At 63.2% G+C, this 20,991-nt stretch carries 17 protein-coding genes; 9 read left to right on the forward strand and 8 right to left on the reverse strand.

Translation table 11 applies throughout. From position 1 onward, the window contains the following. The coding region (locus tag ACTHLA_RS09480) for a YDG domain-containing protein (RefSeq protein ID WP_440187898.1) at positions 1 to 1,571 on the forward strand (1,571 nt) is incomplete at its 5' end. A 2-nt stretch (positions 1,572 to 1,573) separates the two neighbouring features. Beyond that, complete coding sequence (locus tag ACTHLA_RS09485; RefSeq protein ID WP_440187901.1) at positions 1,574 to 3,310, forward strand: ShlB/FhaC/HecB family hemolysin secretion/activation protein; 1,737 nt, start codon at positions 1,574 to 1,576, stop codon at positions 3,308 to 3,310. A 122-nt stretch (positions 3,311 to 3,432) separates the two neighbouring features. Here ACTHLA_RS09485 and egtB read toward each other — a convergent pair whose 3' ends face one another. Beyond that, entirely contained in the window at positions 3,433 to 5,568 is a 2,136-nt protein-coding gene (egtB, locus tag ACTHLA_RS09490) for an ergothioneine biosynthesis protein EgtB (RefSeq protein ID WP_440187904.1), read from the reverse strand. A 236-nt stretch (positions 5,569 to 5,804) separates the two neighbouring features. Here egtB and ACTHLA_RS09495 point away from each other — a divergent pair, with 236 nt between their 5' ends. The 7 genes from ACTHLA_RS09495 (at position 5,805) to ACTHLA_RS09525 (ending at position 13,105) form a co-directional block, all read left to right on the forward strand. Continuing rightward, the gene (locus ACTHLA_RS09495; protein WP_440187907.1) at positions 5,805 to 6,194 is read left to right on the forward strand and encodes a RidA family protein; all 390 of its coding nucleotides are present in this window, start codon (positions 5,805 to 5,807) and stop codon (positions 6,192 to 6,194) included. Positions 6,195 to 6,198: 4 nt separating this feature from the next. Further along, entirely contained in the window at positions 6,199 to 7,350 is a 1,152-nt protein-coding gene (locus ACTHLA_RS09500; protein WP_440187910.1) for a hypothetical protein, read from the forward strand. Beyond that, positions 7,343 to 8,113: an SDR family oxidoreductase gene (locus ACTHLA_RS09505; protein WP_440187913.1), complete on the forward strand. Its 771-nt coding sequence runs from the start codon at positions 7,343 to 7,345 to the stop codon at positions 8,111 to 8,113. Before ACTHLA_RS09500 ends, ACTHLA_RS09505 begins: the two co-directional genes overlap by 8 nt. After that, complete coding sequence (locus ACTHLA_RS09510; RefSeq protein WP_440187916.1) at positions 8,113 to 9,366, forward strand: alanine racemase; 1,254 nt, start codon at positions 8,113 to 8,115, stop codon at positions 9,364 to 9,366. Before ACTHLA_RS09505 ends, ACTHLA_RS09510 begins: the two co-directional genes overlap by 1 nt. Positions 9,367 to 9,375: 9 nt before the next feature. Continuing rightward, positions 9,376 to 10,848 carry an N-acyl-D-amino-acid deacylase family protein gene (locus ACTHLA_RS09515; RefSeq protein ID WP_440187919.1) on the forward strand — a complete coding sequence of 491 codons (1,473 nt, stop codon included), beginning with the start codon at positions 9,376 to 9,378 and terminating at the stop codon, positions 10,846 to 10,848. Between the two features lie 22 nt (positions 10,849 to 10,870). Further along, positions 10,871 to 12,133, forward strand: coding sequence for a sugar MFS transporter (locus ACTHLA_RS09520; protein ID WP_440187922.1), 1,263 nt, complete (start codon positions 10,871 to 10,873; stop codon positions 12,131 to 12,133). 93 nt (positions 12,134 to 12,226) lie between these two features. Beyond that, a complete protein-coding gene (locus ACTHLA_RS09525; RefSeq protein WP_440187925.1) occupies positions 12,227 to 13,105 on the forward strand; it encodes a MurR/RpiR family transcriptional regulator in 879 nt (292 codons plus the stop codon). Positions 13,106 to 13,137: 32 nt separating this feature from the next. On the opposite strand, the gene ACTHLA_RS09530 is transcribed toward ACTHLA_RS09525, so the two are convergent. The 7 genes from ACTHLA_RS09530 to ACTHLA_RS09560 form a co-directional block, all read right to left on the reverse strand. After that, entirely contained in the window at positions 13,138 to 13,998 is an 861-nt protein-coding gene (locus ACTHLA_RS09530; RefSeq protein WP_440187928.1) for a nucleotidyl transferase AbiEii/AbiGii toxin family protein, read from the reverse strand. Positions 13,999 to 14,020: 22 nt separating this feature from the next. Further along, a complete protein-coding gene (locus tag ACTHLA_RS09535) occupies positions 14,021 to 14,677 on the reverse strand; it encodes a type IV toxin-antitoxin system AbiEi family antitoxin domain-containing protein (protein ID WP_440187931.1) in 657 nt (218 codons plus the stop codon). Between the two features lie 72 nt (positions 14,678 to 14,749). Further along, entirely contained in the window at positions 14,750 to 16,738 is a 1,989-nt protein-coding gene (locus ACTHLA_RS09540) for an enterotoxin (protein WP_440187934.1), read from the reverse strand. 81 nt (positions 16,739 to 16,819) lie between these two features. Further along, the gene (locus ACTHLA_RS09545; protein ID WP_440187937.1) at positions 16,820 to 17,458 is read right to left on the reverse strand and encodes an HAD family hydrolase; all 639 of its coding nucleotides are present in this window, start codon (positions 17,456 to 17,458) and stop codon (positions 16,820 to 16,822) included. Between the two features lie 11 nt (positions 17,459 to 17,469). Further along, the gene (locus tag ACTHLA_RS09550; RefSeq protein WP_440187940.1) at positions 17,470 to 18,468 is read right to left on the reverse strand and encodes an N-acetylglucosamine kinase; all 999 of its coding nucleotides are present in this window, start codon (positions 18,466 to 18,468) and stop codon (positions 17,470 to 17,472) included. After that, positions 18,455 to 19,636, reverse strand: coding sequence for an SIS domain-containing protein (locus ACTHLA_RS09555; RefSeq protein WP_440187943.1), 1,182 nt, complete (start codon positions 19,634 to 19,636; stop codon positions 18,455 to 18,457). The genes ACTHLA_RS09550 and ACTHLA_RS09555 overlap by 14 nt, the downstream gene beginning before the upstream one ends. Further along, a complete protein-coding gene (locus tag ACTHLA_RS09560) occupies positions 19,629 to 20,924 on the reverse strand; it encodes a D-tagatose-bisphosphate aldolase, class II, non-catalytic subunit (protein ID WP_440187946.1) in 1,296 nt (431 codons plus the stop codon). Before ACTHLA_RS09560 ends, ACTHLA_RS09555 begins: the two co-directional genes overlap by 8 nt. Positions 20,925 to 20,991: the final 67 nt, after the last annotated feature.

Here is a 20,991-nt window from a genome sequence, read left to right on the forward strand (position 1 = left end):
ATGACGCCAGCACCAGTTCGACCGGTTCGGTTGGCGTAACGGGCCTCCAGGGCTCGGATACGGTGACGGGCCTGACGCAATCGTTCGATTCGAAGAACGCCGGTTCGCGCACCCTGTCGGTGGGTGGCGGCTACAGCGTCAATGACGGCAATAGCGGCGGCAACTACACGGTGACGACGCAAGTTGCTTCGGGGACGATCAACAAGGCGGCCCTGACTCTGGCGGCTGCGGCCGATACGAAGACCTATGACGCGACGACGACCTCTACGGGCGCTGTCGGCGTGACGGGCCTGCAGGGTTCCGACACTGTGACGGGCCTTAGCCAGGCGTTCGATTCGAAGAACGCCGGATCGCGCACCCTGTCGGTGGGTGGCGGCTACAGCGTCAATGACGGCAATAGCGGCGGCAACTATACGGTGACGACGCAGACCGCTTCGGGGACGATCAACAAGGCGGCCCTGACCCTGGCGGCGGCGACGGATACGAAGACCTACGACGCGACGACCAGTTCAACCGGTACTGTCGGCGTGACCGGCCTGCAGGGCTCGGACACGGTGACCGGGCTGACGCAATCGTACGACTCCAAGAACGCTGGCGGTCGGACGCTTGGCGTCGATGCCGGCTACACGGTCAATGACGGCAATAGCGGCGGCAACTATACAGTGACGACGCAGACGGCCTCGGGCGTCATCAACAAAGCGGCCCTGACGGCAGGTCTGACGGGCTCGGTCGAAAAAATCTACGATGCGACCACGGACGCTGACCTGACCAATGCCAACTATGCGCTGTCCGGCGTTCTCGGCTCCGACAAGGTCGCGCTGAACGATCCTGCGCACGGCGTTTACGCCAGTCAAAATGTCGGTTCCGGCCAGAAGGTCAGCGTCTCCGGCATCGCCCTCACGGGGCAGGACGCCGGAAACTATACCGTCAACGCCTCGGCTTCGGCCAATATCGGCGTGATTGATCAGCGCCCGATCACCGTCGCGGCGGACGACCTCGGCAAGATTGTCGACGCCGCCGATCCGGCCCTGACGTGGAAGCTGACCTTCGGCGATCTGGTCGGTGGCGATGCGGTCACCGGCAGCCTGACGCGCGACGCCGGCGAAAATCCGGGCCACTACGCCATTACCCAAGGTTCGCTGGCCGCGTCGTCGAACTATAAGGTCACCTTTGTCGGCGCGACCTTCACCATCACGCCCACTGGGCTGCAAAACCAGCCCGTCGTCAATGTGGTGCAGAATACGCCGCCGCCACCGTCACCGACGTCAACAGATAACGGCTCCGGCGCCAGTTCCGGAGATTCAGGCGCGGGCGCTTCGGGTTCGGGCGCATCCGGCGATAATGGCTCTGGCCAGAATTCAAGTGACCAGAATTCAAGTGGCCAGAATACTGCTGATGGCCAGAGCGCGGGCGGGCAAGGCGTCGGCGGCGACAATGAGAATGCGACCGATCCGAACGTCCATCACGGCTCGTCGTCGTCCGACACCTGCGTCACCGGAGAAGCCTGCTCGAACCAGCCCTATCCGGGCAATCAGCAATTCTCCTCCTATGTCAGCTTTCTGAGTCACTGATCATGCCTTCCATCAAGACCTTCCGCCGGGCCGCCATCAGCCTGTCTCCGTTGCTGCTGGCCGCCGCCCAGGCGCCGGTTCAGGCGCATGCTCAGACGATAGAGCGACATCTGCCGGAAACCCCGCAGGTCACAACAAAGGCGCTGGTCACCCCAAACGCCGTGCCGAACGATCAGGACGCCACGCCCATCGGTCCGACGCTGACCTCTATCGTGCTGCTGGGACCGGTCGAAGCTGCGCACGACGGGGCCGCGCCGGGCGTCACGGTCGGCGACGTGGACCGGTTGCGGGCCGACGCGGCGCGGGCCGACATCGCGGCGCGCCTGAGGCCATATCTAGGTCAGACTTTGTCGCGAAAGCTGATTGCCGAAGTCGAGGCCGCCGTCGCGCAGGGCTATCGCGACCTGAACTATCCGTTCGTCTCCCTGTCCACCCCAGAGCAGGAAATCGACAAGGGCGTGCTGCAGGTGCGCGTCATCGAGTTCCGCGCGGGCGACGTTTCGGTCAAGGGGTTGAATGACGCAGACGCCGCCTATGTGCGCTCTAGAATCGCGCTCCAAACGGGCGACGCCATCAATGCCCGCGAACTGACTTACGATCTGAACGGGCTTAACCGTTATCCGTTTCGTCAGGTGCAGGCCGCCTTTATGCCGGGCGCGGCGCTCGGCGAAAGCAACCTGGCATTGAGCGCGCGCCGGACCCGCTCCTGGCAAGCCTATGGCGGTTATGGCAATGACGGTTCGCCTTCCTCCAGTTTTGACCGTTATTTCCTCGGCGGCGCGGTGGGCGGCCTGTTGGGCCGCGATAGCGTGCTGTCGATGCAGGCGACAGCGTCGCGCGACGTCTTGGCGGGCGACAAGCATCCGCATTATCAAAGCGTGGCGTTGAACTACGCGCTTCCCGTTGGGCGGCGCGGTCTGATCGAAGCGTCGGCGGATACGGTCGAGACGTATCAGACCGCGGATCCCTTTATGGTGCGCTTGCAGGCGACCGAAGGCAGCCTCGGCTATCGCTTCGCCTTGTCGAAACTTTATGGCGATCGCGGCCTGACTGACGCGCGTTTCGGCGTTGAGGCCAGCCGCCAGACCGGCACGACCTATTTCGCTAAGGTCAATATCTACGAAGTCTCGGTGGAGTCCTACAAGCTCTATATCGGCCTGCATCACGCCGCCAGCGACGCCGTCGGTGCGGCGAACTGGGATGTCAGCCTGCATATGAGCCCTGGCGGTGTGACCGACGCCAACAGCGCCGCCCAGGCCTATCTCTATTCGCAGGGGCGTCTGCCGGGCGCCACCTACAGCTATCTGAGCGGAAGCTATAACCGCGTCACCGCTCTGGGTGACGGCATGAACCTGAAGACGCAGGTTTTCGGGCAATACACGCCGGTCGCCCTTCCGCGCACCGATCAGGCGGGCCTCGGCGGCGCCTATCTCGTACGCGGCTACAGCCTCGACAATGGCGCGGTCGATACCGCACTGATTGTGCGCAACGAACTGCACCTGCGCGGCGCGGACTGGAAGGGCGGCGGAATCGATCCTTACGGTTTTGTCGATCTGGGCCACGGGCGCGACAATTATACGCGCTACAACACCGATCTGGCCGCTTTGGGCGCAGGCGCGAATGTGCGTCTGCTTGGCCATGTCGCTCTCAAAATCGACGCCGCTATCGCGATGGCGCCCGACAAACGGGTGCGCGCGGGCGATGTCACAGCGCATACCAGATTGCAATTTGTGTTCTAAATCAAGAAACTCTCTCGTTCGCTTCGGCCTCCTATAGCCTTGTCGAGGCGTTTCAATCAGGGAAGAGTGAGCGATAAACGCCAGCGTGCGGTGATCCTGTAAGCGCGGCGCCTCGTTGTCCCTTAGCTGAGAACGAACACGCCGAAACCTGGCGCCGGGCTGATCCAGCTTTGCGCGATGCGCCAGCCGGCGCCTTCAGCCAGACGGGCGAGGCTGTCCTGAGTGAATTTATGCGAATTTTCCGTGTGCAGCCGCTCGCCCGCCTTGAAGGCGAAGGTGTGGCCCGCCGCCTTGACGATCTGATCGAAACGGCTGACCAGGTGCATTTCGATACGCTGGCGCTCCGCGTTCCACAGCGCCAGATGGTCGAAGGCCGACGGATCGAAGGTTCCGCCCAGCTCGCGATTGATGCGGCTCAACAGATTCTTGTTGAAGGCCGCCGTCACGCCGTCGGCGTCGTCATAGGCCGCCAGCAAGGTCGCCTCGTCCTTGACCATGTCGGCGCCCAGGATCAGTTGCGCTTGCGCTCCCAGCGCATCGCGAAGAGTGCGCAACAAAGCCTGCGCCGCGTCAGGCTCAAAATTGCCAAGGGTCGAGCCGGGGAAGAAACCGATCAACGGGCGATCGCGCGTTTCGGAAGGCAGGTCGAGCCGCGCCGTAAAGTCGCCCATGACCGGCGACACCGACAGATGCGGATAGTCCTGCGCCAGTCGCGCCTTGGCCATACGCAACGCATCGGCGCTGACGTCGATCGGCACGTAGGCTTTGATCTGCGGCGCCGCGTCGAGCAAGAGCCGCGTCTTCTCACTGGCGCCGCTGCCGAATTCTACCAGAACGGCGTCTGAAGGCAGGTCGCCGACCAGGTCTTTGGCGATGCGGCCCAGCAGCTTCGTTTCGGTGCGCGTCGGATAATATTCCGGCGTGCGGCAGATGGCTTCGAACAGGTCCGACCCGGCGGCGTCGTAAAAATATTTGGGCGACAGGCTCTTTTGCCGCGCCGACAGCCCACGGACGACGTCGGCGGCAAAGTCCGCATCCGCCTGTTCGCGCGCCGGATCCAGGTCGCGCGCAAGCCGCACCGAACTGCGCATCCAACGCTTGTCAGGCGCGAAGAAATTGCGATAGGTCGGGCGCGCATGGCCGTCTGGGGTAAAGGCCGCGCCGCCGCGCAGCACCATCTGGCCGCTCATGAACTTGCCATTATATTCGCCGACGGCGCCTGCGCCCGGCGCAAAGCCCGGATAGGGCAGGTAGGCGCTGGCCGTCCATTGCCAGCCGACATCAAACGCCTGTTGCAGAACGCCATCGCGCGCCGCCATCTCCCATTCGGCCTCCAGCGGCAGTCGGGCGCCCGACCAGCGCGCAAAGGCGTCGGCCTCATAAAAGCTGACATGAGTGACCGGGGCGTCCATATCGAGCGGACGCAGCCCCGCCAGAGTCATCTCCGCCCAGCCATCGGGCGCATCGCGCCAATAGAAGGGCGCCCGGACCGCGTGCGCCTGCGCCCAGGCCCAGCCGTCGGACAGCCATAGCTCGGCGCGATCATAGCCGCCATCGTCGATGAAATCGCGCCATTCGGCGTTGCGGACCAGTCTGTCGGCGATCTCAAACGGTTGCAACCAGACCTTATAACGCGGGCTTTCATTGTCGAAGGCGAAACCCTGCCCGTCGTGGCCGATCTCAACCAGGCCGCCGGGCCGGACCTGAAACTGGCCCTTGCGTCCGCCCTGATCGCGCGGCCATTTGGGCGCGGCGGCAGGCGCCAGCGGCGATAAGGAGAACAGGTGCAGCATATCCATGAGCAAAAGCTCCTGGTGCTGCTCCTCATGCGCCAGACCCAGATCCAGCAGCTCGTCCAGCTCGGCGTCCGTCTCCAGCAAGGCCAGCATATGCGCATCGACATGGCGGCGATAGCTCAGCACCTGTTCCAGAGACGGGCGCGTCAAAAGCCCGCGTTGCGCGCGCGGCTGACGCGCTCCCAGAGCCTCGTAGTAGGAGTTGAACAGATAGGCGAAGCTGTCGTCAAAAGCCGCATAACCCGGCTGCGCGTTGAGCAGAAACGTCTCGAAGAACCAGGTCGTATGCGCCAGATGCCACTTGGCCGGACTGGCGTCCGGCATGGATTGCACGACCATATCCTCAGCCGATAAGGGCTTGATCAGGTCCAGGGTGTGGTCGCGCACCGCCAAGTAACGATCAGCGCGGGACAAGCCCGTGGGCGGTTGCGGCATGGGGGAACGTAGGGAGCAGGTCTGCATGACGTCGCCTCGGTGTCTGTTGTGATGAATACGCACTGCGCCCGACGGAAGTTACGCGCCGCTTTACGGGAACGGGTCGGCGCATTATGGACGCGAGCGTTATAAAAATTCGATCTGCGCCCATGCCTTACAACAGTCTCCCGTCAGTTTTCGACAGCAGGCTGATCAAGGCGATTGACAGAGCATGCGCAATGTAGTTTAAAAAATGTAGCTAAACTACTAAATCGAGAGCCTTCATGAGCATCAAACGCATCGGCGGTCCCAAGTCAGGCAGCGGCGGCCAGATCCTGCCCTTTTCGCGCGCCACCGTGGCGAACGGCTTTGTCTTCGTGTCTGGTCAGGTCGGCATGGATGAGACCGGCGAGATCGTCCAGGGCGGGATTGTCGCCCAGACGCGCCGGACCATGGACAATATCGTCGCCATCCTGGCCGAGGCGGGCTGTACGCTGAACGATGTGGTCAAGGCCAATGTCTGGCTTGACGATACGCGCGATTTCGCCGCTTTCAACCGCATCTACGCCAGCTATTTCAACGAAGACCTGCCCGCGCGTTCGTGCGTGCGCTCGCAGATCATGATCGACGCCAAGGTCGAGATCGACGTCATCGCCTACAAGGCGGACGCCTGAAACCATGTCGGTCGCGCTCTACGCCTATCCGTGGAATTTTCACGACCTGGACGCCGATGTTTCGCGCGTCCGGGCGCTGGGCGCGGAGGAGATCAGCCTGGCGGTCAGCTATCATGCCGGCAAGTTTCTACAGCCGGGCGATCCTAAGGCGCGCGTCTATTTTCCTGAAGACGGCTGCGTCTATTTTCATCCGCGCAAATCCTATGGCGCGTTGACGCCGAAGGTCGCTCAGCTCACCCAGGGCCGCGACGTGCTGGCCGAGCTATGCGCGCGGGGGGATATTGCGGTCAACGCCTGGACGGTGCTGAATCATAATACGCGGCTGGGGACGCAACGACCTGACCTTTGCGCCCGCAACGCCTTCGGCGATGTCTATCCCTACAGCCTGTGTCCGTCGCAGCCCGAGGTGCGTGCCTACGACGTGACGCTTTGCGCCGACATCGCCGAAACCTATAAGGTGCGCCGCCTGCTGCTGGAATCGCCGGGATGGCTGACCTATGCGCACGGCTTTCATCATGAGTTTGCGCAGGTTCCCGGCAATCCGTGGCTCGACGGTTTGTTGGGCCTGTGTTTTTGCGATGCCTGCAAATCGGGCGCGACGGCGGTGGGCATCGACGCTGAGGGTCTGGCCGCGCGGGTGTGCGCGCAGATCGACGCCTTTCTCGACGGCGAGGGCGAGGCGCCCGCGCTCGACAGCATCCATGCGGACCCCGACATGGCCGCCTATCATCGTTTCCGCTGCGAGGTGACGACCGCGCTGGTGCGCGACATCCGCGCCGCCGTCAATCCGGCGGTTAAGGTCAAGGTGATCTCCACCTGTCAGCGCCCGCACGCCACCGCCTGGCTTGAAGGCCACGACCTCGCCGCCCTTGATCAGGTCAGCGACGGGCTGGAGCTGCCGCTCTATCAGCCGGACGCCGGGGCGGTGATGGCCGACGCGCGCTGGACGCTGGCGCGCGCGCCGGCTGAACGGACCAGCGTGATCCTGCGCCCCGGCCATCCTGATCTCACGACGCAGGGCGATCTCGATCTGGCGCTTTCTGGCCTGCGCGCGCTCGGCGTGACGGATTTCGCCTTCTACAATCTCGGCCTATTGCGCGCCGCCGACCTCAGGCGGCTGCAAAAGGTTCTGTCCCAACAGGTGTCTCATGTTTGATTTTTCTGACAAGGTCGTGCTGATCACTGGCGCGGCGGGCGGCATAGGGCAGGGCCTGTGCGAGGCTTTCCTGAGCTGGGGCGCGACGGTGCTGGCCTTCGACCGCGCCGCCGAGGCGCTCAACGCCATGGACGCGCGCCTTCATAAAGCGACGCCCGACCTGACCGATCTTGCCGCTGTCAAGTCGGCCGTAGCCGAGCTGACCGCGAAGACCGGTCCGGTCGATATCCTGATCAACAATGCGGGCGCCGCGGCGGCGGTGTCGCTCTCAACCCTGACGCCCGAAGACTGGGCGCACGATCTGGCCATAAATTTAAGCGCCGCCTATAACTGCGTCGAGGCCGTCAAGGACGCCATGTTCACGCGCAAATCCGGCGTGATCCTCAATATCGGCACGGTCAACGCCATGCTGGCCATTGGCCATCCGGCCTATAGCGCCGCCAAGGCGGGTCTGGTCAGCTACACCAAATCCCTCGCCGTTGAATACGGGCCGCGCGGCGTGCGCGCCAATCTGATCGCGCCCGGCACGGTCAAAACCCAGGCCTGGAACGCGCGCGCGGCGCAAAAGCCGCAAGTCTTCGACGACCTGAAGAAGTGGTATCCGCTTCGCGACTTCGCCGAACCGCGCGACATCGCCAACGCCGCCGCTTTCCTGGCCTCCGACCTTGGTCGCATGATCACCGGCGTCGTGCTGCCGGTCGATGCAGGGCTGACGGCGGGCAATCCGGTGCTGGCCTCGGAACTGACCTTGGAAGCGTTCTGATGCTGGACCTTGAGACTATTCTCGATTCGCGCCTGCAAACCGGAACCAAGGGCGTTCCGCCGTCCGGCGACGGCCTCAGGCTCCGTGATGTCGGCGCGCAGGGTTGGAACCTGCTCGACGGCTCGATCCCCATGCCCGCCGCGGTGCTGCGCAGCCATGCCTTGCAGCAGAACCTAAGCGCTTTCCAGACCTATATTGACAGGGCGGGTGTGAAGCTGGCCCCGCATGGCAAGACCAGCATGTGTCCGCAATTGTTCGACCGGCAATTGCGCGCGGGCGCCTGGGGCATGACGGTGGCGACCTATGCTCAGGCCTGCACGGCGCTGCGCTACGGCGTCACAACCCTGCTGATCGCCAATGAACTGGTCGGCGAGGCCGAAATCCGCGCCCTGTCTGAGGTCACTAGCGCGCGCATACTGTCGCTGGTGGACAGCGTGGCGGGCGTCGAGCGCATGGAGCGTTTCCTTTACGGCGTAAAGCCGATCGAGGTGCTGGTCGAACTCGGCATCGACCAGGGCCGCACCGGCGCGCGCGGCGCGGAGGCCGCGCTGGCGGTCGCTCGACGCGTCGCCGCTTCGGACAAGCTGTCGCTCGCCGGGATCGAAGGTTATGAAGGCCTGATCGTCACCGGCGACGCCCGGGCCGACGCGGCCCGCGTCGATGGTTTCCTGAACGACCTCAAACGCCTGTTCGAGACATGCCGCGAGGAAAGCCTGTTTACCGGCGAACCCATCCTCAGCGCGGGCGGCTCGGCCTATTTCGACCTCGTGGCGCGCGGCCTGAAGACCGAAGGCGTCACGACGGTCCTGCGCAGCGGCTGCTACCTGACCCACGACACCGGTTTCTATCAGCGCCTGCTCGACCATGTCGGCGAACGCGCCGCGCTCGGTCCTGCGCCTGCGCTTAGCCCCGCGCTCGAAGTCTGGGCGCAGGTCGTCTCACGCCCTGAGCCGGGCCTCGCCCTGATCAACGCCGGACGTCGCGACCTGTCTGACGATGCAGGCCTGCCAAAAGTGCAGGCTTGGGCGCGACCGGGCAGGGGGGCGCAGGCCACGTCGGTCAGCGGCTGGACCTTCACCCGCATGAACGACCAGCACGGCTATGTGCGCATCCCCGACGACGCCGATCTGGCCGTCGGCGACTATGTGTCGCTTGGCATTTCGCATCCCTGCACCACGTTCGACCGCTGGCCGCTGCTGCTGGAGGTCGCGGACGACCACAGCGTCATCGGCGCGCTCAAGACCTTTTTCTGACGAGTTCCCATGTCCACTCAAACCGCCGATCTTATCCTGCGTCAGGGCCTTGTTTTCGATGGCGAGGGCAACGATCCCGTCATCGCCGACGTGGCGCTGAAGGACGGACGCATCTTCGCTGTCGGTGATCTCGATCTGCCTGCAAAGCGCGAGATCGACGTTCAGGGTAAGGCGGTCGCGCCCGGCTTTATCGACTCGCATTCGCACGACGATTACGCCGTGATCCGCACGCCCGACATGACGGCCAAGCTTAGTCAGGGCGTGACCACGGTGGTGACCGGCAATTGCGGCCTGTCGCTGGCGCCGCTGCGCTTCAAGCACGGTGTGGAGGAGCCGTTCAACCTGCTGGGCGGCGATGACGCCTTCGTCTATGACCGGTTCGCGGACTATGCTGCCGCCGTCAATGCCGCGCAACCTGCCGTCAATGTTACGGCGCTGATCGGCCACACCACCCTGCGCAAGATGTGCATATCGGACCTTGGCAGGGCCGCGACCCCGGCGGAGCGCAAAACCATGCAGGCCCTGCTGGCCGACTGTTTGCGCTCTGGCGCGGCGGGCCTGAGTTCCGGCGTCTATTATCCGCCCGCCCAGGCCGCCGACATGGCCGAGCTCACGGCGCTGGCGCAGACGGTCGCCGCGCATGGCGGCGTTTACGCCACCCATATCCGCAGCGAATATGACGGGGTGGCTGAGGCGCTGAAAGAAGCCTTCGCCACCACGAAAGCCACGCAGACCCCGCTGATCATCTCGCACCACAAATGCGCCGGGGTGCGCAACTGGGGCCGCTCGCTTGAGACTCTGGGCCTGATCGACGAAGCCGCCAAAAGCCAGCCCGTATGCATGGACTGCTACCCCTATACGGCGGGCTCCAGCGTGCTCAATCCGGACCTGTGCGACGGCGAGATCCGCGTGCTGATCTCCTCATCGCAGCCGCACCCGGACGCGGCGGGCCGCTATCTGAGCGAGATCGCCGCCGAATGGGGCCTGAGCGAGCGCGAAGCCTCACTGCGGCTCATGCCCGGCTACGCCTGTTATTTCCAGATTCACGAGGACGATATGCGTCGCATCCTGTCGCACCGGTTATGTCTGGTCGGCTCGGACGGTCTGCCGACGGACAAGAACCCGCACCCGCGCCTGTGGGGCGCCTTCCCGCGCGTTCTCGGCCACTATGCGCGCGACCTCAAGCTGTTTTCGCTGGCCGAAGCGGTGGCGAAGATGACCGGGCGCACGGCGGAGCGCTTCAACCTGACCGATCGCGGTCGCATCGCGCCGGGCCTCGCCGCCGACATAACCGTCTTCGATCCTGAGACCGTCGCCGACCGCGCCACGTTTGAAAAGCCGGTGCAGATCGCCGTCGGCATTGAAGCGGTGTTTGTCGCGGGCGTTGAGAGCTGGTCGAACGGCGCCGCGACCGGCCAGCGCGCCGGACGCTTCCTGCCCGGCGCCGCAGTCGCCGCACCCGTGGCGACGCCTGCGGAATAACAACTCAATCAAGGGGAAAGACATGACCGGGCCAGACATGACGGATACGACGAAATCATCACTCATGCCGATGGCGATCATCGGCGGCATGTTCTTCATCTTCGGCTTCGTGACCTGGCTGAATGGTCCCCTGATCACCTTCGTCAAGCTGGCCTTCACGGTCGATGACGTGTCCGCCTTTCTCGTGCCGATGGCGTTTTACATGTCCTATTTCTTCCTGTCCCTCCCCGCCGCCGCGATCCTGCGCCGCACGGGCATGAAGAAGGGCATGGCGCTGGCCCTTCTGGTCATGGCGGTCGGCGCAGGCCTGTTCGGCCAGTTCGTCAGCCTGCGCGTCTTTCCGGGCGCACTGACGGCGCTGTTCGTGATCGGCGCGGGCCTGTCGATCCTGCAAACCGCCTCCAATCCCTACATCTCGATCCTCGGACCGATCGACAGCGCGGCGCAGCGCATCGCCTTCATGGGCATCTGCAACAAGCTGGCGGGCGCGCTGGCCCCGGTCGCGTTCGCGGCGGTGGTAATGCGCGGCGTCGATGGGCTGGCCGCGCAGGTCGCCGCTGCTGAACCCGCCGCGCGCGACGCCTTGCTGAGCGCCTTCGCGCACAAGGTCTATCTGCCCTATATGGCGATGGCTGCGCTTCTGGCCGTGCTGGCGCTCGGCGTCCTCGTCTCGCCTTTGCCTGAGGTGACGGACAAGGCCAATGCTGACGTGACGCCGTCGAAAAGCCTGTTTTCGCATCCGAATCTTTGGCTCGGCTTTATCTGCATCTTTGTCTATGTCGGGGTCGAGGTCATGGCGGGTGACGCGATTGGCGCCTATGGCGCCGCCTTTGGCCTGCCGCTCGACCAGACCAAGTATTTCACCACAGGCACGCTGATCGCCATGCTGGCGGGCTATGTCACCGGCCTGGTTCTCATCCCGCGCATCATCAGCCAGGCGCGTTACCTGTCCGTCTCCGCCGTGCTGGGCGTGATCTTCACCCTGGCCGCCTTTTTCACCAAGGGCTATGTCAGCGTGGCCTGCGTCGCGGCCCTCGGCTTCGCCAACGCCATGATGTGGCCGGCCATCTTCCCGCTTGGCATCAAGGGCCTGGGCCGCCACACCGAAACCGCCTCGGCCATACTTGTCATGGGGATAGCCGGCGGCGCGGTCATCCCGCAATTGTTTGCGCTCCTAAAAGCGCAGTACAATTTTCAGGTTGTTTTCGCCTGTCTGATGATCCCGTGTTATCTTTACATTCTCTTCTTTGGCGCCTTTGCAGCTCGACGCGACGCTAACGCATGACAGTGCTTTGTTTCGTCATGTAATTTTGCTACAAAGGCTTTGACGCCTCATATTTTCCCAAAAGGTGAGGTCGCTTTTTGGCAAGAGGCTTCTATGACGACGCTCAATGACATCCTGACCACGATCCGCGACCGCGCGCCGCACGAGGACGGCGTCAATCTCAAGATCGGCGAGGAGATCCTGCGCGACCCCGCCTCCGTGGTGGATGTCAGCATCAAGAGCTTCGCCAATCGCATCGGCGTTTCCGAGCCGTCGGTGATCCGCTATTGCCGCTCGATCGGCTGCGACGGCTTCAAGGAATTCAAGAAATACCTCGCACAATCGCTGGTGCTGGAGCAGAAGTTCAACCGCACGCCGGACGGCGCGGCGGCTGACGACTCCCTTGGCGATGAGCGCTTTGACCGTGTAGCCAACTCCGTCGCCGTCGCCCTGCGTTCGGTCAGCGGAACGGTGCACTTCGAGCGCATTGACGCGGCGGCCAAGGTTCTGATGTCGTCGCAGATGATCGCCGTGTTCGGGCTGGGCGGCAGCTCGGCCGTGCTGGCCATGGAAGGTCAGAACCGGCTGTTCCGGCTGGGCCTGCGCGCTGTCGCGCACGTTGACAGCTACATGCAGCGCATGACCGCCGCCACGCTGAAAAAGGGCGATACGGTTCTGTTCGTCTCCTCGACCGGCCAGCCCGAAACACTGGCCGACAGCGCGCGCATCGCCCGCAATTACGGCGCCGCCTGCATCGCCATGGCCCCGGAAAAAAGCCAGTTGGCCGGACTGGTCGATATTCTTATCCCGATCGAGCTGGCCATGGACATTCCCTATCACCAGCCCAATCCGGTGCGGTTCGCGCAGATGTTCGTGCTCGACTGCATCGCCGACCGCGTGGCGCTGATGATCGGTAAGCCCGCCGTCGAAACCCTGCGCCGCGTCTCCTCGGCCGTCTCGCCGCAGCAGCACTATCTGCCGACGGGAGACTAGAGGGCTACGGCAAGGTTACGATAGGGCAGGGATTACGATTGGGATTGTGCGACCAGTTTCCGCAGCCTTGCCTCGAAAAAGGGCGCGCTCCATAACTCCAGCGCTTTGAGTTCAGAGGGTTTGAGGAAGCGTCGCACATCTTCGGCGGCATCATTCCAGTCGACGGAGCGAATGTGCGCCCCCAAGGTCTGGTTAAGCCAGTCCATGCTGACGGTGAGGTTTTCATCGCCCCGCCATGGCCCTTTCTGCAACAGGGCTGCCTTCAGGTGGGGCAGATTAGGCGATACGCCCTTTGCGACATACCAGGAGAAATCATACCAGTCCCTGCCTTTAAGAAAGCCCCGGCACAGCCGGGCATGGATTTTCAGCGCAAAATTAGAGGCCAGATCCTGATGGCGGACTTCATAGTCACCGGGGAAGTCAAGAAAGGTTACCGCTTCGCCGGAGAAGGGGGGGGGATTTGTGTCGATCTCCAGCTTGATTTTGATCGTCCTTGGCCGCCCGAACGTAGCGAATGTCAGATCGAGCTGATTGGCGATGGAGTTATTTTTCAGCAGGGCCTGACGAACGGCGCCATCCATACGCTCTTTGGGAATCGCCTCAAGTTTCAGGCCGAACTGGGCGAAAACGCCGGTCAAAATTTTCAGGAACGGCGCCCATTCGAACGATGGGTCCGGCGTCCGAAGCAGAAAATCGAGGTCTTCGGAAAACCGCGGCAGTCCGTACAGAATGCGCAGGCTCGTGCCGCCCTGGAATAAGGCGACATCGAAAAAATCCGCGCGCCAAAGGCCGTAAAGGGCGATCTCCTGGAGGATTTCCTTGGTCGCGTTTTCCTCATCTATGGCGTTGGTCGCCTTATATTCCCGCAGCTTGTCTTTGATGATTTCAATCATGTAAGGCGCGCACCTTGGCCGCTCACTTCAGATCCGAGACTTCAGATTGCAGTCTGTCGAGAAACGCTTTGACCGCTTCGTGTTTGTAAACCGGCCGCAGTTCGGCGAACGCATCGGGTTTCAGGGTCAGCAAATTGTCCTCATCAATGCGCATGCCTTGCGTGATCCAGCCCAATCCACGCCACACTATCTTACGCAGGGCCACCAGATCAAGCAGGGCGCGCAGCGGCGTGGCGACAAAGGCTGTTAGTTCGCCAAGCTTCTGGCGCTCGACCCCGACCAGAAACTGGTAGGCATGAATGGCCAGCGGCGAGAATGTGAACCGGCCCATGCTGTCGGTTTCATAGCTCAGCGTCTTGCGGGCGGGCGTCACGCTGGCCGTTGTATAGACGGCTTCGGGAATCCAGCCGTGGAAGGCCAGCGCCGTCTCGAAAGAAATGTAGCTTCCGGGCTGAAGGGCCTGTGCGACGGCGAAGGCATGAAGGGAGGCGGAGCGGTAGGGCTGCGGCAGGGCATAGAGGCCGCGCCTGATCCACAGGAGGCTGCCGTCTTTGAGCGCGCGGCTGACCAGCCCATAGCGACGCGCATCGCTGCCGCCCAGCAGGTCACTGAGCTGGCGCTCATTGAAGACGCGGCCGGCGAGGTTTGTTTGCATCAGACGTTCGACGAGCGGGTTCATGAAATTCCAGATATTTCCAAAAAATGAAAGTTTCAAGAATTTTTAGCATCCCGGCCAATAGGTGAGGAAGCCTTATGGGCGTGGCGTCAGCTCCAGAGTCACAACCTCAAACGGCGCGAGGTGCAAGGTCACCGGCTGTCCGGCGGTCATGGCCGCATCGGGCTGATCGGCGCCCCACAGGGTGTGGGCGGTAAAGTGTTGCGCCGCATCCGCCGGAAGTTCCAGCGCGATGCCGACATCGAGCGCATAGTCCTGCGCCTTGTCCGACGGATTGCGCAGGGTGATGATGCCCTTGCGCGGCGCCCAGGCGGCCCAGCCATAGACATCGAGACGACCCGGATCGCCGCCTATCCAGTGGGTGTCTTTCAAAACATCGGCATTGGCGCGCGACCATTTGGCGGCCTGCGCCAGCGTGTCCCAGTCGGCAGGCGTCAGCAGGGACGGGGTGATGTACATTTCCTGAAGCGCGGTGCCGGAGCCAAAGTAAGAATGGACTTCGGCAGGGAAGTCATGGCCCGGATCGCTGTTCAGGCCCGGCGCGTGCTGCGCATAGATCAGCCCGTGCAGCATGACGGCATTGAGCGGAAACAAGGGCCCGCCGACGACGATATTCTCGTATTCCTCGCGGTCACGATAGGTGATCCAGCGCTGGCGCGCCGTGCCGACCCCGGTAAAGGCGTGGTCCTGACCGCCGCGCCAGATCGAGTCGGCGTAAAGCAGCCAGGCGGGCGACGGATAGGTGCCGGTGGTCACATTGATGAACAGGTCGGGGCTGGCCTTGCGCAGATCGCCGATCAGGTGGATGGCGGCGTCGAAATCGCTGTTGAAGCGGCTGCCGGGAAAGACCTTGTCAGCATTGCCGGTGCCGTCGAACTTGAACTGGTTGACGCCGTCCTTTGTCACCAGATCGAGCGTCACTTTACGGAAATTGTCGTAATATTTCGGGCCGGACAGGGCAAATCCGCCGTCGATCGTCTCATAGCCGAGTTTTTCGCCGCTCTCGATGCGCTTATCCTTGGCGACATTATAACCGCCCCACGGCGACAGCCAGACGCCAGGCGCCGCGCCATATTTCGCCGCCGCCGCCTTCAGCGGCAGAAAGCCGTTGGGAAAAGCCGTGCTGAAGCCCCAGTTGCCGGTCAGATCGTCCCAGCCGTCATCGAACAGAAAGGAATCGATCTTGACGCCGCGCTTGACGCTCAGTTCCTCACCAAAGGCGTTGATGCGGTTGAGCGCATCGGCCTCGGTGTAGGGGGTGTCGTAACCGATATCGTACCACGAATTATAGTGCAGGAAGGTGCGATAGGGGTGGGCGCGCTCAGCCTCGATATAGGTCAGGAAATCGCGGCGCATCTGGCCGGGCGCGCTGACGCCGATCACCGCCGAATAGGTCAGGCTCTGGCCCTTGCGCAAGGGCAGGGCGTTGTCGATCCACGTCCAGGCCTCGTCCGATTCCATGATGGCGTAACCATTGGCCAGCGGGTTTTCGAACATCATGTAATCGGGGCCTGCGATGACGGGCGATCCGGCCACCTTGCCCGACACTTCCGCCCCCGGCGCCATCAGATTGAACAGGCGCACCTGCGGGATCGCCTCGTCCTGTTTGAGCGCGGTGATGGTGATAATTTCGCGTAAGTATTTCGCGCCGTCGGGCTGCACCAGTCGCCAGGCGATGCTGACGCGGCCATCCTTGTCGGTAAAGGTGCCCTGCACCTCTTGACGGGTTTCGGTATCCGACAGGCGCGACGCTTTCGGATCCCCCGCCACGGTGACCACGCGCAAGGGCGCAGTCAGGCTGAGATCGGAAGCCGTCAGGGTGAGGCCCTTATCAAGCGTCAGGGTGAAGGGGGACACCACTTTCAGATCACGTCCATTGAGCTTATCGCTGAAATGAAAATCCGTGAGGTGGCTTTCCGTCTCCGTCCAACTGAGCGCGCTGTCCGCATTGCCAAATGTCTGCACCGGCGTATTTGCACCGGCTGCACCGGCTGCACCCAGAAGTGCCAGGATCGCCAGAGGTGCTGCACATATTTTCAGGACGGATAATTTCTGCACGGACATACGGCCTCACCTGTTTGTAGCTTCACTACATAATATGCGCTACAAAACGCTACAAATGTCAATGCAAAAAACCGTCACGCGTCAGGCAGCGGCGGGCAGCGAAAAGGCGGTGAAGTCGGGCATGACCTGAAAGGCCCCCGCCGCCAGCAGGGCTTCGCCGGGCAAGCTGGTGCTGATGCCGATGCAGCGCAGGCCCGCCCCGGTGGCGGAGCGTATGCCGGGCAGGGAATCCTCGAAGGCCAGAGCCTCGTCTGCCCGCACCGAAAGCTTATCCAGCGCGGTCAGATAGGGCAGGGGATCGGGCTTGGCGCGCGGCAGGTCGGCGGCCACCACGATCGTGTCGAAACGGCCTTCAACGCCGAGCGCCGCCAGCATGAAGCTGACATTTTCCATGGGGGCATTAGTGACGAGGCCGGTTTTGATACCGTCTCTGGCCGCCCTGTCGAGCAGGGCGAGAAAGCCGGGTGCGGGCGCGATATTTTCCGCCAGATCGCGGAATCGCTGTTCCTTGGCCCTGACCCGCGATTGCAGATCAGCAAGCGGCGCATCGGGGAAGAAGACGGCCGCCACAGCCTCACTGGTGCGGCCTGCGATGCGGCTGTGGAAATCGGGGATGTCGGGATCGACGCCGTGGTCGCGCAGCATATGGCGCAGGGCGTCAAGGTGCAGCGGTTCGGTGTCCGCCAGCGTGCCGTCCATATCGAACAAAAGTGCTTTCATACCCAGAATTTTCATACCAGGGATTTTAGCCTGTCGAGGGCTTCCGGCGCAAGCGGCTCGCCCGCCCGCCGCGCTGCATAAAGCGCCGCGCCGACGCCGGGCGACATCAGGGGCGCGCTCAGTTCGTAAGTGGCTGAAAATGCTGCAAGCGCCCGCCGCAGCGGGGTCAGGATCAGGTCTTCGCTGTTGAAGACGCCGCCCGAATAGGAGACGCGCACCGCTTCGGTCACCGGCCAGGTCAGGTTTTGGCGGATGGCCTCGATCATGGCGGCCAGCTCAGTGGCGGCGCGCCCGAAGATGGCCTGCGCCTGCGCGTCGCCCGCCCCGGCGGCCTCGGCGACAAAGCGCGACAGGGCGGCGATGCTGTCACGCGAAAATACGCCGTCGCCCATGACGCGGCCGCACAGGTCGAGATCGGCGGACAGCTTAAAATGGCTTTTCAAAAGCCCATGCAGCGGCCCTTTCGGCAGGCGTCCGTCGCTCATGCGCGCAAAGGCGTTCAGCCCCTGAATGGCGATCCAGTAGGCCGAGCCTTCATCGCTAAACACTTCGCCCCAGCCACCGGCGCGCGCCGCGCGGCCATGATATTCGCCATAGCCGATCGAGCCGGTGCCGGCCACGATATTGATGCCGTCCTCGCCCGCCAGCGAACCGGCCCAGCCGCAGATCATGTCATTGCCGCACAGATAGCGGCTGTGACCGAGCACGGCTTGCGGCAGGACATCGAGCAGGGGCTGAACCTCGGAATCCTCGCCATGGGCGGGTAGGCCGAAAAAGGCGTAGGTCAGATCACCCGCACCCAGACCGGCGGCGGACAAGACGGCCTGCACGCCTTCGCTCAAAACGTGGTTCAGGCCGTCGAGGCCGGTTTGCAGATAGTAGCTGCTGCCGCCTTGATGACGGGCCAGCAGCCGACCGTCAGCGTCGATCAGTACGAAATCCGTCTTGGTGCCGCCGCCGTCGACGCCGAGATAAAGCCCCGCCTGTTCGCTCATATTATATCCGCTCATAGATGCGCACGCCCTGAACGACGCGGTTGACCGTGCCCTTGCTATTGGGCTGGTCAGGCGTCAGGCCGCGTTGCAGGGATTGCTGGAAGGCGAAGATCTGCGCCACGGCAATATAGGGGAAGATCAGGTCGCTGTCCTCGGCCTGTTCCATGCCCGGAATGCGGATAGGGTCGTGAGCCTCAAGGCCGTCCTGCGCCGTGACGGCGATAACGCGCCCGGCCTCGGCGTCGCGCTTCAATTCTGCGATCAGGTCGAGATCGTAACGCCGCGTATAGGGATCGTTGGACACGAATACGACGACCAGCGTGCGCCCGGTCACGAAGGTCTTGGGGCCATGGCGGAAACCGAGCGGCGAATCGAACAGGGTAGCGATGCCGCCATTGGTCAGTTCGAGCAGCTTCAGCCCCGCCTCGCGCGCCAGCCCCGTAAAGACATGGCTGCCGAGATAGACGACGCGATCATAATCCTCAGCTGTCACCTGCTGCAAAAAGGGCAGGCGCGTATCGATGACATGGGCCACGGCATCGGCCAGGGCGGCATTGCGCGCGGACATGGTGGCGATGCCGCTGAAAATGGCCAAAGCCGCATAGGTCATGCAGCTATAGCTGGAGGTCATGGCGAAGCTGCGGTCGTGGGTGGCTTCGGGCAGCAGCAGGCAATAGCCATGCTGCGTCTCTTCGGCGAAGCGCGCCAGTTCGCCCTCTTCATTGCAGGTAATGACAAGGTGATGCGCCTCGCTCAGGCACTGGTCGGCCAGCCGAACCGCGGCCAGGCTTTCCGGGCTGTTGCCCGACCGGCCGAACGACACCAGAAGGGTCGGGCCATGCCCAAAGATTTGCGGCGCGCAGACCAGATCCGTGGTGGCGATCGCTTCGACGGGACGCTGCAACCGGGTGGCCAGCCACGGCGCCAGACTGTCGCCGATAAAGGCCGAAGTGCCTGCGCCGGTCAGGATGATGCGCAGGTCAGGGCGCGCCACCAGCGGCGCGACAAAGGCGTCGATTTCGGCCTGACGGGCGTGCAGCAAATCGTGCGTGCGGCGCAGCATATCGGGCTGCTGGGCGATTTCACGCGCGGTCCAGAAAGCGCCGTGCGCCGATAGCCACGCCTCGTCATAACCGGGCAGGGCGGGGACGGCGCGGCCCCCGGATAAGGCCATATCAGGCATCAAGCATCTCCACTTGCGGCTGCGTCGCCGCGTAGTATCCGTCCAGCACGACGCCGATATGGGCCATGACGAGCTGGGCGGGCGTAACGGTCAATCCCTTACTGCGAATGGCGGCATAGGCGTCGGGCAGATACTGGCTGATCAGCGACAGGGGCGGCGGGTTGCCGGTCAGGTTGTCGAACAGCTTTTGCTGAGCGGCCATGATCTGCGTATCCGGCCAGTAATAGCGGATGCGGTCGCTCAGCGAATATTGCAGATCAAAGGTCAGGGCGCGGCCGGAGGCGTGATAATATTTCGACCAGTTGCGCGGCTCGGCCTGCATGCGCTCCAGCACCACGTCGCGGAAATTAGAACGATTGTCAGCGATCCATTCGCGCTCGATGGCGTCGAGCGCCCACAGGGCTTCGCGCAGCGCAAAAGTGACGCCGGGGCCGACCTTCAATATGGCGAAATGATCCTCGACCAGCTCACGCAGGGCCTGCGGCGTCTGGTAATCGGTGGAATGGGCCTCATAGAGGATGGTCGGCAGGGTTTCGATGGCGCAGCTCAAGGCTTTCGCTTTCGTGCGATCATAGTCGATGACCTTGTGGTGGTCGAACTCGACGCCCGGCTGCACCACTTCGGCGATGACGCGCGGCCAGGCGGCGGCAAGGACGCGCTGGCGGAAAATGCGCTCGTGGGTGCGGATGGTAAGAAGCGCCGCTTCGGGCGACGTGACCTCGAGTTCGGGCAGGTCTTCCGACGCGCCGCCAGGCACGGGCACTTCGGTGCCGATGACATAGACGGGCGCGTCGCCGCCGGCTTCGCGCCACGCTTTTTCGGAGACGGCGATCAGGCGCGCCGCGCGCTCGGCAATGGTCTGTTCCGGCAGGGGCACGGGATCATCGGCGCACGACATCGAACAGTCGGCGTGAACCTTACGGAAACCGGCGCGCACATAGGCGTCCACCATGATTTCGGCCTTGTCCATGGCGTCGATCGCGGACAGATGCGTCCACGGATTGGGGCCGAGATGGTCGCCGCCCAAAAGGACGCGCTGGCGTTCAAGTCCTACCCGGTCGGCGATGGCGAAGACGAAATCGCGGAAATCGGCCGGTTGCATACCCGTATAGCCGCCGTCCTGATTGACCTGATTGCAGGTCGCCTCGATCAGGGCGATGGGCGCCTTCGCCGCCATGGCGTGACGCAAGGCGGCCTCGACGACCAGCGGATGGGCCGAACAGACGGAGACGATGCCGCAGGGCGCGCCGGATTTGTGGCGCGCCACCAGATCGAGCATGGCTCTCATGGGGAAGACCTTTCGCAGATAGAGACTTTAGAGGCTGTCATACCTTGTGTTGCGACAAGGCGCAACA

The sequence above is a fragment of the Asticcacaulis sp. genome (assembly GCF_051956075.1).
Classification (GTDB): domain Bacteria; phylum Pseudomonadota; class Alphaproteobacteria; order Caulobacterales; family Caulobacteraceae; genus Asticcacaulis.